This window comes from Clostridium cellulovorans 743B, from assembly GCF_000145275.1.
In the GTDB taxonomy this organism is placed as follows: Bacteria; Bacillota; Clostridia; order Clostridiales; family Clostridiaceae; genus Clostridium_K; species Clostridium_K cellulovorans.
In genome coordinates, this window is sequence record NC_014393.1 from 4,574,118 (window position 1) to 4,588,256 (window position 14,139).

General features: G+C 30.8%; 13 protein-coding genes. All 13 read right to left on the bottom strand.

Going from position 1 to position 14,139, the window contains the following annotated elements; all coding sequences use genetic code 11:
* Nucleotides 1-42: 42 nt before the first annotated feature.
* Nucleotides 43-312 carry an FtsB family cell division protein gene (locus tag CLOCEL_RS18990; protein ID WP_010073803.1) on the bottom strand — a complete coding sequence of 90 codons (270 nt, stop codon included), beginning with the start codon at nucleotides 310-312 and terminating at the stop codon, nucleotides 43-45.
* 62 nt (nucleotides 313-374) lie between these two features.
* Entirely contained in the window at nucleotides 375-764 is a 390-nt protein-coding gene (gene yabQ / locus CLOCEL_RS18995; RefSeq protein ID WP_010073804.1) for a spore cortex biosynthesis protein YabQ, read from the bottom strand.
* A 9-nt stretch (nucleotides 765-773) separates the two neighbouring features.
* Nucleotides 774-1,061 (bottom strand): sporulation protein YabP, encoded by a 288-nt coding sequence (gene yabP / locus CLOCEL_RS19000; RefSeq protein ID WP_010073805.1) that lies wholly within the window; start codon nucleotides 1,059-1,061, stop codon nucleotides 774-776.
* 52 nt (nucleotides 1,062-1,113) lie between these two features.
* Nucleotides 1,114-1,392 carry an RNA-binding S4 domain-containing protein gene (locus tag CLOCEL_RS19005; protein ID WP_010073806.1) on the bottom strand — a complete coding sequence of 93 codons (279 nt, stop codon included), beginning with the start codon at nucleotides 1,390-1,392 and terminating at the stop codon, nucleotides 1,114-1,116.
* 109 nt (nucleotides 1,393-1,501) lie between these two features.
* Nucleotides 1,502-1,777, bottom strand: a complete 276-nt coding sequence (locus CLOCEL_RS19010; RefSeq protein ID WP_010073807.1) for an HU family DNA-binding protein — start codon at nucleotides 1,775-1,777, stop codon at nucleotides 1,502-1,504.
* Nucleotides 1,778-1,865: 88 nt separating this feature from the next.
* Nucleotides 1,866-3,335, bottom strand: coding sequence for a bifunctional methyltransferase/pyrophosphohydrolase YabN (gene yabN, locus CLOCEL_RS19015; protein WP_013291943.1), 1,470 nt, complete (start codon nucleotides 3,333-3,335; stop codon nucleotides 1,866-1,868).
* Between the two features lie 2 nt (nucleotides 3,336-3,337).
* The gene (locus CLOCEL_RS19020; RefSeq protein ID WP_010073809.1) at nucleotides 3,338-4,879 is read right to left on the bottom strand and encodes a putative polysaccharide biosynthesis protein; all 1,542 of its coding nucleotides are present in this window, start codon (nucleotides 4,877-4,879) and stop codon (nucleotides 3,338-3,340) included.
* A 215-nt stretch (nucleotides 4,880-5,094) separates the two neighbouring features.
* On the bottom strand, nucleotides 5,095-5,640 hold the full coding sequence (spoVT, locus tag CLOCEL_RS19025) for a stage V sporulation protein T (RefSeq protein WP_010073810.1): 546 nt from the start codon (nucleotides 5,638-5,640) through the stop codon (nucleotides 5,095-5,097).
* 305 nt (nucleotides 5,641-5,945) lie between these two features.
* A complete protein-coding gene (locus CLOCEL_RS19030) occupies nucleotides 5,946-6,965 on the bottom strand; it encodes a SurA N-terminal domain-containing protein (protein ID WP_010073811.1) in 1,020 nt (339 codons plus the stop codon).
* A gap of 331 nt (nucleotides 6,966-7,296) precedes the next feature.
* Complete coding sequence (locus tag CLOCEL_RS19035) at nucleotides 7,297-8,325, bottom strand: SurA N-terminal domain-containing protein (RefSeq protein WP_010073812.1); 1,029 nt, start codon at nucleotides 8,323-8,325, stop codon at nucleotides 7,297-7,299.
* 68 nt (nucleotides 8,326-8,393) lie between these two features.
* Nucleotides 8,394-11,915, bottom strand: coding sequence for a transcription-repair coupling factor (gene mfd, locus CLOCEL_RS19040; protein WP_010073813.1), 3,522 nt, complete (start codon nucleotides 11,913-11,915; stop codon nucleotides 8,394-8,396).
* A 16-nt stretch (nucleotides 11,916-11,931) separates the two neighbouring features.
* Nucleotides 11,932-12,498 (bottom strand): aminoacyl-tRNA hydrolase, encoded by a 567-nt coding sequence (pth, locus tag CLOCEL_RS19045; protein WP_010073814.1) that lies wholly within the window; start codon nucleotides 12,496-12,498, stop codon nucleotides 11,932-11,934.
* Nucleotides 12,499-12,730: 232 nt separating this feature from the next.
* On the bottom strand, nucleotides 12,731-14,137 hold the full coding sequence (locus CLOCEL_RS19050; RefSeq protein ID WP_010073815.1) for a sensor histidine kinase: 1,407 nt from the start codon (nucleotides 14,135-14,137) through the stop codon (nucleotides 12,731-12,733).
* Nucleotides 14,138-14,139 lie beyond the last annotated feature (2 nt).

Consider the following 14,139-nt stretch of genomic DNA (forward strand, 5'->3'; position numbering starts at 1 on the left):
AAAAAATTCCTCCTTAATATTTATCCTGTTTTAATTGTTTAATTATTTATTGCCATCTACCACTGGTATTTCGCCATTTTTGATTAAATCGCTATTTTCTCTAGCTTTTTTTTCTATGAATAGATCTGATGAGGACATATTTACTTCATCTTGCAACTTTTCATTTTCTTCTGTTTCTACTTGTAACTGCGACTTTATTTCCTTCATATCTTTATTTATTCTTATGAAAGTAGTAACTTGATGAACAAGCATAAAGCAGATATAAACTGTAAAAATAGCAAATAAAAGCTTTCTAAGCTTAAATTTTTTCATATCCATTCACCTACAATTCCATTCTTACTACTATTGTAAAGTGTTTTCTTATCTAATTCAAGCTAATTTTTCTTTTTATTTTCAAGTAATAGCTGGAACGGATATTTGGCATAATTTATAGTTATCCTTAACACTTTTCCTAGAGCTAGATAACACCTATAATTAAATTTAATCATAATTTTGCTTACATATCTTAAATATATGTAAAGCCCTAAGGCTATATACATGTATGCATAAGGACCTAAAATAGCATAATTAGTAAAAAGTAAAAAAACAAAGGCAATAGAAGAAGCAAATATCCAGAATAAAACATCTTCTATAGCTGTGACAATTTTATTTTTATTATTAAGACCTCTTAAAACTCTATAGACATCATACATTATTCCCATTATCATACCGGTTAAAAAGCTAGACAATAAAATTATAAGCTGATAATTCCATTTTAACAGCATAATACACCTCTACTTAAACAACTTAGTCATTAAACTCTCGTTAGTTTTTTTGCTGCCAGTATAAACTATAGAATCTATTTTGCCCATAATGTTTACTTCACCATTATGAACATCCAACTTGTTCATCTTTAAATTCTCACCTTTTATAATTAATGGTCCTTGATTTGTATTTAAACGAATTTGTTCTTCATTAAATCTAATTACTTCAACTACGCCTGTTATAAATGCTTCTTTTCTATTTTTTAAGGTGATATTGCCTTGTTTCTCTTCAATTCTAATTTCTTTTTTTACTTCCATACTATCCCCTCCTATCACATAATGTATATGATTCAGAAGGAGTATTTATGCATTACTCTTCTCCATTTCCTTCTTCCGTATCTTCTTCGCCTGCTATTATCTCATACATACCTTTAGCATTATCTTTAGTTACATGATTTGCTATGTTAACTATTTTAGCTTTTAAAGATCTATTAGCATATAAAATTTCTATTACATCGTCTTCTTTAACTTCAGAACTTGGCTTAGCCACTTTACCATTTATAATAACTCTTCCACTTTCACAAGCTTCTTTTGCCACAGTTCTTCTTTTTATTATTCTTGATACTTTTAAATATTTATCTAATCTCATAATATCCTCCAATTATTTCTAAAAGAATATATCTTAGACACCTACAAAAAAAACCTAGACTTTTAATCTAGGTTCTTTTTGCCATAGTCCATTTTATGTATAAAAAGAATTATTTATTTACTCTATCTTTTAATTCTTTTCCAGCCTTAAATGATGGAACTGATGATGCAGGTATTTTTATTTCTTCTTTTGTTCTTGGGTTTCTTCCTGTTCTTTCAGCTCTTTCTTTAACTTCAAAAGTACCGAATCCAACTAATTGAACCTTTTCCTTCTTTTCTAATGCTTCTTGAATACTTTCCATGAAACCTTTTAATGCTGCTTCAGCATCTTTTTTTGTTAAACCTGATTTTTCTGCAATACTACTTATTAATTCTGTTTTATTCACTTTCGTTCCCTCCTTAAAGTGAGTATCTAATTCTTCTATTCTTCAAAAATACTAGAATTCCTTCTTTATCTAGGAATTTATAACTTTGTTACCTAATTCTTTTTATATTCTCTGCTTTTTTTGCCTCATCCCATAGTTCATCCAACTTCTCTATAGGTAGATCTTTGAATACAAAATTCCTCTTAACACAAAGCTGTTCCATAAATTCAAAACGTCTTATGAATTTATCTACAGTATACTTTAATGCAAACTCTGGGTTAATGTCAAGGATTCTTGAAACATTTACCACTGAAAAGAATAAATCTCCTACTTCTTCTAATATTTTTGACTGATCTTTTGTTTTATATACATCCTTTATTTCTTGAAGTTCTTCTAGCACCTTATCCATAGCAGGTTCTACTGAATCCCAGTCAAAACCCACCTTAGCTGCCTTTTCTTGTACCTTATGTGCTTTTATCAACGCTGGGAGAGCATTTGCTATATTCTTCATAGCTTCTGACTGAGAAGTTATACCCTTCTCTGCCTTTTTTAGTTCATCCCAATTTTTTAGAACTTCATTGCTATTTTCACAAGAAATATCCCCAAAAACATGAGGATGTCTATAAATCATCTTATCACAGATACCCTTTACAATATCATTTTCGTTGAAATATCCTTCTTCTTTACCTATAATGCTATGAAAAACTACATGAAGAAGTACATCACCTAATTCTTCTACAAGATTATTGTCATCTTTGTTATTTATTGCATCAACAACTTCATAAGCTTCTTCAATAAACTCCTCTTTAATAGATTCATGAGTTTGTTCTCTATCCCAAGGACAACCATCTTCACTTCTCAATTTCTCTATTATTGAAATGAGATCATAGAAATCTTTATATTCATTGTTATAATCCTTTGGAACATATACAGAAGTAAGATAATCGATTTCTTCTTGCCTATCTAATTCATAAAGCTTTATCTTTCTAATGATCTCCTCACCATCTACTCCAGCTGCCCTAACAAAATAGATTTCCTTTTCATCATTATAGAATTGAGAAAGATAAATTTTAACTTCGGAAGTTATCATTTTATTATATACTTGCGTAATAATTGTACCAACTCTTCTATCTATAACTTGATTTTTAACGTCAAAAGCATCTATAACTTTTAAACCCTCAATAGGATCTATTTCTAAAGCCTCCATCATTACATCTACAAAACTAACAGCTGTTAAAACTTTATATTCAATATTTTTCACTTTACATAACTCTATAAGATTATTGACGGATTTTTCGGCTACAAGTGGGTGTCCTGGCACTGCATAAACCAAAGTTCCAAATTCTTCATACTTTTTTATTATATCTTCCGCAATAGACTTATACACCTCATCAAAATTATCTAAAGTCTCATATCTGTCATCATAAGTTTCATATTTTATTCCCATCTCATCTATGTATTTCATAGTTGGGTGTATCTTGGTTCTAAGCAACACTCTTGAACTAGACTTTAAAGCTTCTAAAGTTCCAACTGTGATCGATTCTTTAGAACCTGGTCCTAAACCCACTATCTTTATCATCATCAATTCCTCCTTTTAACTTTGACTCTATCCATTAAATCATTATAATCAAAAACTCTAAAAACTATAATAAGTATACAATAGATTATAACACCAATAGTGATAGATGATAAAGTAGCTATAGCTTCACTTCCATATAAAGCTAGAAACTTACTATGGATTAATATAACAGGAATTATCATAAAAACGGATGAATATGCTGGTTTTGCTAAAGCATTATTAAAACTAAATTTAATTTTCATATCTCTAATTAACACTTTCAAATTCAACAGAGATGTAATTATATATCCTACAATTGTTCCAATAATACCACCAAAAACATATAATTGTGGTATAGGGACTAATATTAGAGTCAATATTATCTTTACAATCCCCCCTATAAGAGAATTTATAAGTGGTGAATACAATTTTCCAACTCCTTGTAATATAGCTGTAGTAATTTGAGTCATGACCATAAAAGGTATAGAAATTGATAAATATTTTAAAAGCATGTACCCTTCTGCCTTACCTGGAAATAAAAGATTTAATATTGGATCTGCCATGAAAAATAAACCAAGACAACAAGGAAATGCTATTACCATAGAAAAGCATATTGCTTGTTCGGATTTTTTTATAACAGAAAGTTTTTTACCCTTAATATATTCAGACGCTATTATCGGTATTAAGGAAGCACTTAAGCCTAAGGCTAACGTTAAGGGAAGATGTACTAATACACTTACCTTCCCTAATTGTCCAAGAGCCATAGTAGATGTTTTATAATCAAACCCCGCCTTAAATAACAATTGTGGTATCAATATAGAATCTAGCAAAGAAGTAAGACTTGCAATACATGATCCTATAGATATAGGCGCTGCAACTTTTATTATCTTTGTTAATACTCTATTATCTCTTGTAACCTTATCAAATCCCATCCGCACTTTTTCTCTATTAAATTTATACAAAAGATATATTAACCCAAAAACGCCTCCACCAGCAGCACCAAAAGCTGCTCCTGCTGCTGAAAATTCAATTCCCTTCGGCAAAAGTATGTACGCTAGTCCTACTCCGATCACCACTCTAGCAATCTGCTCAATGACTTCTGAGATTGCTGTAGGTGTCATATTCTGATGTCCTTGAAAAAATCCTCTAAAAGCACCAACTAATCCCACTATTACTGGTGCAAACGCTATTGCAACTATAGAATAGTACGCCTTAGGATCCCACCTTAACGCTGATACTAAATTTTGTGAAAATAATAATATGAAAGCACTAAAACCGCCTCCTATTATTACCATTAGCATCATAGCCTTGTTAATTATGTTCAGAACACCACCTTTATCGCCTAATGCACTTCGTTCCGAAACTAGTTTAGATACTGCTATTGGTATACCTGAAGCTGCAGCAAAAAAAACTGTTAAAAGTGGAAATGCCATCTGATAATAACCCATCCCCTCATCACCGATAAGCATAATCAATGGCCATCTAAAAAAAAATCCTAATATTTTAGCTATAATTCCTGAAATCCCTAAAATCAATGTCCCTTTAAGCATCGATTGCTTTTTCATAATATCCCCCCATAATCAGCATCTATTATTAAAATATTTACGATTATAAATGAATATTACACTTTTATAAGTTTCCTAATATAAAAATGCATCTCCGCCCAAAAGCAAAAGAACTGCCATGATAAGTGATTTTACCCATGACAGTTCTATTATTTTTTAACCATTTTTTAATTCTAATAAGCCCAATATTAATTAAAAAATATTCTTCTGTAAATCTATTGTTCCATTTGCTTTCCTAAAAAAGTTGCTGCTGTTTCTGCAAGTTTGGTTTCCACATCACCAAATTTAGTCCCTTCTTTACTACCTAAAACTACTGCTCCTACTGCATCACCTTCTGATATGATTGGTGCTATAACTTGTGAACTATATCTACCAACATCCTCTCCCTCATAAAGTGGAATTCCTTTGTTATCTTCAGCTATAGCAAAAGTTCTCCTACCTTCTATAACATCTTCAAGTTCTTTTGAAATTTTTTTCTCAACATAATCTTTTTTAGAAATACCACTAATAGAAACAAATCCATCTTTGTCTGCTATTAAAACCGTATGTCCTAAAGTTTGATTCAACGCCTCTGCATAACCTCTAGCAAAATTTCTTAGTTCCCCAATAGGAGAATACTTCTTAAGAATTACTCCACCCTCTCTATCAGTAAAGATTTCCAAAGGGTCTCCTTCTCTTATTCTAAGAGTTTTTCTGATTTCTTTTGGAATAACTACTCTGCCTAAATCATCAATACGTCTTACTATTCCAGTAGCTTTCATCGTTTGTTTTCCTCCTGTTTTTTGTTATGCTTTGTTATCAAATTTAGCATTTGCATTGTAAGAAAAATTATCCATAATCTTTTTGTTTTTTATCATTTTTTTTACAAATTTCTTCTTTTGTCTACACACAAAAATGTATAAAGATTATTTAATATGAATTTTATGGATTGACTTTTTCTACAAACCCTCTTAGTTCTTAAATTTTTGATAAAAAAATAGCTTATGCACTAATCACTTAGTACATAAGCCTACTATCTTCATTTGCTAAAAAAATGTTTATAATAAAAGTTTTCATTGTTAATTAACTAGTTTGTTAAGTTGCTTTTATATTCTTTTACTTTATCACTTCTTAATTGTTCAAGAACTTCTGTATATTTAGATGATTGCTTTTCCTGTAATAAAGAAGCTTTAGACTTTTCTTTTTCAAAAGGAATCGCTTCTTCAATTGGAAGAGCTTTGATTATGAAAAATCCATAAGTTGGTTCATCAATAATTTCACTTACCTGTCCTGGATTCAATGCAAGCGCAGCCTTCAAAAATCCTTCAACCAACTGAGATTGGTCTGTTACTTCACCAAGGTATCCACCTGTTTGACTTGTAGATGAATCTTCAGAATACTTTTTAGCAGCATCTGCAAAAGATAATCCACCTTTAATTTCTGCTAAAGCAGCATCTGCAATTTCTTTATTTTTAGCCTTATCTTCATTTGCATCATTTTTAATTAATATATATTGAACATGCTTTATATTGGCCTTTTCTGTCTTAAAAGTTTCTTCATTAAAACTAGTAGCAAGTTCTTCATCACTTACTGTAATATCTTTTCCTATAGCTTCTTTAGCCTTATCTGTTAATTTTCTATTTTTAGTATATTCTTTGAAAGATTCTGGTGTGAAACCTGCATTTTTAAGAACATCTATATATTTTTGCTCATCACCTTGACCATAATCAGTTTTCATCTTTTCTATCTCTTTATCTGTCTCAGAGTTAATCTCATCCATATTAATTTCTAGATTATTGTCTTCTATGTATTGTAGCATAAGCTCTGTATCTACCATATTCTTTAATTGAGCTTCTCTTTGTGCATTAATACTTTTCATAGCTTCTTTACTTGTCTCATATTTTTCGCCATACTTAGCCTTAGCTTCATCTATGTATGATTGCATAGCTGTATCTACTTCGCCTCTAGTAATCTTTTTTTCTCCAACCTTTGCAACCACTTGCTTCGCTTTAGCTGCTGGTGTTTTTTCAGCTATTCCACAAGCAGATACACTAATAATCATTGTGCCAAGCATAACTGCCGTAACTAATTTTTTTATATTCTTCACGTAAACTTCCTCCATTCACTACATATCCTTAAATTTCGCTCATTTTTTATTTTAGCATATTATATACATATTTCAATGGTTCTTATTTGCATATTTTTGAACTTTCAAATCAAAACCTCCGATGATAGCCTTACTATTCTATCATCGAAGGTTTCTTCTTAATCCACCTAAACTTTAGATGAAGGTATCTTATATTTGCTGAATAGCCATCCTATTGCTATACAAATTCCGCAACAACTATGCATCTGCTACATACTGTAATAAGAGGCTTTCCATATAATACATTATTTTTATAAAGCAAGAAATTTAAAACCCATAAGAATAATTTAAATTAACCCACTAACTTATCTTCATACTTAGTTGATTTTTCGTCTCTTAGTTGTTGTAAAATTTCTTCAGCCTTCTCACTTTGCTTAGTTTGTAATAAAGTAGTTTTTTGTTTTTCTTTCTCAAAAGCAATAGCTTCATCAGTTGATATAGATTTTATTATGAAGAAACCAAATGTTGGTTCATCTACTACTTCACTCATTTGTCCTGGATTTAAACCAATTGCAACATTTTTAAATCCTTCTACTAATCCTGATTCACTTGTTACAGCTCCAAGGTATCCTCCATTATCTTTAGTTGAAGGGTCATCTGAATATTTTTTTGCAGCATCTGTAAATGATAATCCACCTTTTATTTCAGCTAATGCAGCATCCGCTATCTTCTTCTTAGCCGCTCTATCCTCTGGAGTAGCAGAAGATTCTACCTTACATAGTAAATATTGAACAAACTTAGCATTAGCATTTTGTGTTAAAAACTCATCTTTCTTAAAGCTTGCATCTATATCTGCATCAGTAACTTCTGCACCCTTACTCATAGCTTCTCTAGCTTTACTTGAAATGTATGCATTTTTAATATCATCTTTATATTTTTCTAATGTATATCCATTATCTTGTAGTAATTTTTCAAAAGTGGCATCATCTCCACTACCATATTGATCTCTCGCTTGTTTATAAGCATTATCAACTTCAGCTTCCATTTCATCTTCGTTAATCTCAATATTGTTATCCTTAACATATTGAAGTAGTAATTTCAAATCAACAAGCGCTGATAAAGTTGTTTTTCTTTGTTCATTGATGCCTTTCATAGCTTCTTCATTTGAAGCATAATCTTCACCATACTGAGTTTTGGCTTGTTCTATCATATATTTTATTTCTTCATCGACATCTCCCTTGGTGATTTTTTCATCCCCAACTTTCGCAACTACTTCCTTTGCTTTATTTGTTTCAGTTTTTTCTAAGAATCCGCAACCTGTAGCTCCAACAACCATTGCACCTATAAGCGCTGCAGTCACTAATTTTTTTATACTCTTCACTTTATAATTCCTCCGTTCATATTTTCACTAGCTTTATTTCACTCACTTCTAATTTTAACATAAAATAACTAATTTACAATGGTCTCGCCAATATATTCTAAGAAATGTTTTAATTTATTCAATATTTCCTCTCGTTTTATGTCTTTTAGTTGAAATATCATAGTTGGTGTCTCTTCTTGTTTAAACATAATATGTTTTGAGTACTTATCTATAATAGCATTAACCATTTCCTTTGTTATCTTATCTTTATTCTCAAAAATTAAGTGTATCTCTTTGATTTTATCCTTCACTTCAATTATGCCAAGATTCTTAGCCAAAGCTCTTATGTAGGATATTTCCATTAAATTATTCACCGAAGGCGGTAAATCTGAAAATCTATCAATAAGCTCATCAGTAATATCCAACAAATCTTTTTTGGTCTCTATTGAAGCGATTTTTTTATAAACTTCAATTTTTTGCGTTTCATCACTTATATATCCATTTGGTATAAAGGCATTTACCTTCATTTCAATAACAGTTTCTATTGGTTCTTTATCAATTTCACCTTTAATAACCTTTATAGTATCCTCAAGCATCTTGCAATACAAATCATAACCAATGGCTGCCATTTGACCGTGTTGTGCAGAACCCATTACATTTCCTGCTCCTCTTATCTCAAGGTCTCTTAATGCTACTTTAAAACCTGAGCCAAGCTCTGTAAAATCTTTTATTGCCTTTAATCTCTTTTTCGCCACTTCGGTTATTATTTTATCTTTTCTGTAAGTTAAATAAGCATAGGCTATTCTATTAGTACGTCCAACTCTTCCTCTTAATTGATATAATTGAGATAAGCCCATTTTATCTGCATCATAAATAATCATAGTATTAGCATTTTGAATATCAATACCTGTCTCAATAATTGTTGTGCTTACAAGAATATCATACTCTTGATTCATGAATGCTCTCATAACCTCTTCAAGTTCTTTTTCTGCCATTTGTCCATGGGCTACAATTATTCGAGCCTCTGGTATTAAATGAGCTAAACTGTCGGCAATCTCTCTAATATTTTCTACCCTATTAAACACAAAGAAAACTTGACCTTTTCTATTTATTTCTCTGAGCACTGCATCTCTTATAAGCTGGTCATTATATTCAACCACATAGGTTTGCACAGGATACCTCTCCTCTGGAGGAGTTTCGATAACACTTATACTTCTTACCCCTGTTAATGACATATTAAGTGTTCTAGGAATAGGGGTAGCAGATAGAGTAAGAACATCGATATTTTTCTTTGCATTCTTTATTTTTTCCTTGTGACTAACTCCAAATCGCTGTTCTTCATCGACAATTAATAAACCTAAATCTTTAAATTGTACCGTCTTTCCTAAAATTTTATGTGTTCCAATTATTATATCTACATTTCCTTCTTTAAGAGACTTCAAAGTCTCCTTTTGCTGAGTTGCACTTCTGAACCTAGATATCATATCTATGTTTACAGGAAAACCTGTAAATCTTTTTTTCAGTGTTTTATAATGCTGTTCTGCAAGAATTGTTGTAGGTACCAAAAATGCAGCTTGCTTTCCATCCATTACAGCCTTGAAAGCAGCTCTCATAGCAACCTCAGTTTTTCCATAGCCTACATCTCCACAAAGCAATCTATCCATAGGCTTGTTTTTTTCCATATCAACCTTTATCTCTTCGATAGCACTGATTTGATCTGGTGTTTCTTCATACGGAAACTCTGCTTCAAATTGTTGCTGCCAAGTTGTATCCTTAGAAAAACTATATCCCTTTACAGCTTCACGAGTAGCGTAAAGTTTTACTAAATCTTGAGCAATCTCATTAATAGAATTTCTAGCCTTAGTTTTTGCTTTCTGCCATTCACTTCCACCAAGTTTTGTTATCTTAGGAGCCTTACCTTCACTACCTATGTATTTCTGAATCAAATCCAATTGTTCTACAGGCACATATAAAGTATCTCCATCAGAATAAGATACCATAAGATAATCTTTTTTTACATTTTCAACTTCTAGTTGTTTGATACCCTTATATACTCCTATACCATGATTAGCATGCACAACATAATCTCCTGGCTTTAATTCAGCAAAACTACTTATTTTGCCTACACCCTTAACATTCTTCTTTTTTTGTGCATTCTTTCTAGTTGTTTCCCCGAAAAAATCCTTATCAGAAATTATAGATACTTTATATTCAGGGAATTCATAACCCTTCAGCTGATTTCCAAAAGTTATGACAACTTCACCTTCTTTAATTTCTTGAATTGTATCCTTATAGGTTGCCACTATATCATAATCAGCAAGAGTTTTTACAAACCTTTCTCCTCTTGGTCTTGTACCAGATAATATTACAGTTTTGAATCCTCTTCTTTTCTTGTCCCTTATATCTTCAGTCAAAAGATCCATTTTCCCTTGGTATGAATTTAAGGATATTTCATTAAATGTCACAGTAACTCTTGGCTCAAATATCTTCGAAGCTTTAATAATAGAATTTAAAGTAAACAACTTACTTAATGATAACCGTTCTAAAGTTTCTTCTTTTGGTACTAAAAGCTCTCCTTGCCCAGGTAGGATATCTCCTTTCTCTAAGTAGCTTTTATAATTACTGGCAAATTCATAATATACACTATCAAGCTTACCACTAGTACGATCTGTATCCTCTATACATATCATACAATCCTTAAAATAATCTAAAAAACTTGAAGGTTTTTCATAAAAATATGTAAGAAAACTATCGATAGTTTCAAAAGTCCATCTTTCTTTTAAACTTTCTATGTTTCTATTTATCGAAAAGCGAATTTTTTCCTCCAACTCTTTATCATCACGTTTTTTTGCTACTTGCAAAACCTTCTCCAAATCCTTTTCAATACGTTCAACACCTTTTTCCACCAATTCATTAGTCAATATCATCTCTTTTGCTGGGAAAAGTTCTATCTCTGTTACCCTTTCTATACTTCTTTGAGATTCCAAATTGAAGGTTCTTATAGAATCAATTTCATCACCAAAAAGTTCTATTCTAAAAGGGACAGACGAAGTAGGCGGAAATACGTCTATAATTCCACCTCTTATAGAAAATTGTCCTCTAGCATCTATTATTTCTACTCTTTCATAACCACTTTGTACTAGCTTCATAGAAAAATCTGCTGTAATTAACGTATCATTAAGTTTTAATTTGAAAAATGATTGTTCAATATATTCAATAGGGCAATAGTTTGGCGCCAAATTTTCGATACTGCTTACAATTATTTTTTTATTATTGCTCTTAATTTCCTTTAATACTTTCAGTCTTTCCCATCTTAAATCTCCCGATACAGCTTCAATATTATAAAAAACTACTTCTTTTGTCGGAAAATAATAGACTTTTGGCGTAAAAAATTGCAAATCCTCGTAAAGATTTCTTGCCTCAACATCACTACTAGTTAACACCAACATCGTTTGATCAAGTTTTTCAAAAATACTAAAAAGCGCAAAAGCCCTAGAAGAATCTGCGAGCCCGTAGATCCCTATAGGGAACCTCTCTTGCTTATAACTTTTGTATAAGGTTTCAAACTCACCACTTGAAATTAGTGGATCAATTACCCCATCTAGTCTCATACTTACACCTCTATATTTATTCCACGATTATTCCGTTATATTTATTCATAGCGTCAAGAACTCCTAGGTTTAATATATCTAAAACGCCTTGTGCTGCAACATCATATACCTTGTTCATAGTTTCCTGTTCTTCTTTTTGGAATCTACCTAGCACATGGTTTATAAGATTTCCTTTAGGTGCTCCAACCCCAACCTTAACTCTTGGAAACACATCATTCCCAAGATGAAGCAAAATATTTTTTATACCATTATGACCTCCAGCACTGCCTTTTTGTCTAATTCGAAGCTTGCCCACATCTAGACTTATATCGTCATATATTACTATTAGATTTTCTTTAGGAATCTTATAAAAATCCATAACTTCCCGTACGCATTCTCCACTAAGGTTCATATATGTAGTTGGCTTTACTAGGATAACTTTTTCATTATTAATAAATCCTTCTCCAATTTCACCTTTAAATTTTACCCTGTTCACTTGTATATTATACTTATCAGCTAAAATATCTACAACTTCAAAACCAACATTATGCCTAGTACTTTCATATTCTTTTCCAATATTACCAAGACCAAATATTACAAACAAGCTTACTCACTCCTCATATTCATGCAATTATTGTTAGCTATAATTAATATTTAATTATAGCAAATTTTCTTAACGTTATAAATATAATATTAGTTCTTCCTGTTATTTAAATTTTTTAACAACAGAAATTTACCTTTCATCAGGTTATCCTGGACAATTTGCAAAAGCTATTTCCTAAACAAAAATAACAGGTCACCTCAAAATTATTGAGATAACCCGTAAAATAAATTCTCTATTTTTCCACTTTGTCATTTTGTAAGGTAAAAATAAAATTCACACCTTCCCTACCTACATTTTCCACCCACACTTTTTCACCATGTAAATTCATTATATGTTTTACAATAGCTAAACCTAATCCAGTACTCTTAGCCTTTTGTTTTTCATCCTTAAAAAATCTATTCCATATTTTCTTCAAGTTCTCTTCTTCGATGCATGGCCCTGAATTAAAAATAATGACTTTTAATCTATTCTCTAAAACTATTGTTTCTATTCTAATTATCCCACAGTCATAGACATATTTAATAGCATTATCTAAAATGTTAACTATAACTTGAAAAATTTTATCTCTGTCTGCTAGTACAACTCCTCTTTCTTCTACTAAACTCAAGTCAACAAAAACATTTTTATTTCTAATATCATTTTCTTTAATTGATATTACCTCTCTTATTACTTGATTAACATCAAAACTTTCTAGTCGAAGAAGAGTATTATTAGCCTCATAAGTTGATAAATCCAACAAATTGTTTATAAGTCTTGATAACCTCTCCATTTCCTTCTGTACTATCTCTAAATAATAACCTACATTTTCCTCTGGTACTATTCCGTCTATTATAGCTTGCACAAAACCCCTTATGGAAGTAATGGGTGTTCTAAGTTCATGAGAAACATTTGATACAATTTCCTTTCCTTCACTATCCAGTCTTTGTAGCTCAGCAGCCATAGAGTTAATGGATTCCACTATTTCTCTTAACACATAATTTTCTCTAACATCTATTCTTTTTTCTCTATGTCCAACAGCTATAAGCTTAGCTTCAAAATTGATTTTTTGAACTTCCTCAAAAATATGTTTTTTAAAAAATATATACCATAAAGAATTTGAAAGAACTATTATAAATATAGCGAATACCATGGAAACATATAAAGCAAAATCAGCATCACTTTTTATATGCCCAGAAAAATCATTAAAAACTATAGCTCCTATAAATTTTTCATCTTCAAATATAGAAATAGCATAAATAAAAGTATCTCTAAATCCAAATTCTTCATCCTTACTCTTAACATCAATAAATTTATCAGTATGTAATTTTAAAAGTTGGTCTTTTGTGAATTCATAATTCATAATTCTTGAACTAAGTTCCTTATTAAGAGCACCTTTATCATCAATAATATTTATCATTGAGTTTGTTAATATTTCAACATCACATATATTTTCTTTTACCTTTTGTAGCTCACTTTCTCCATGATAATACTGATGAATAGCTTTTTCAATCATTGTACTTTGCTCTATATATTCGCGCTTTTGTTCATTCCAGTAATTGTTAAACACTAAGCTACGCAGATTTAAACCTATAAATAATATAATGAATACAATAAAAATATTATAAATTATAAATTTCTTTGAAGTCAGTGCTGCTTTCATAT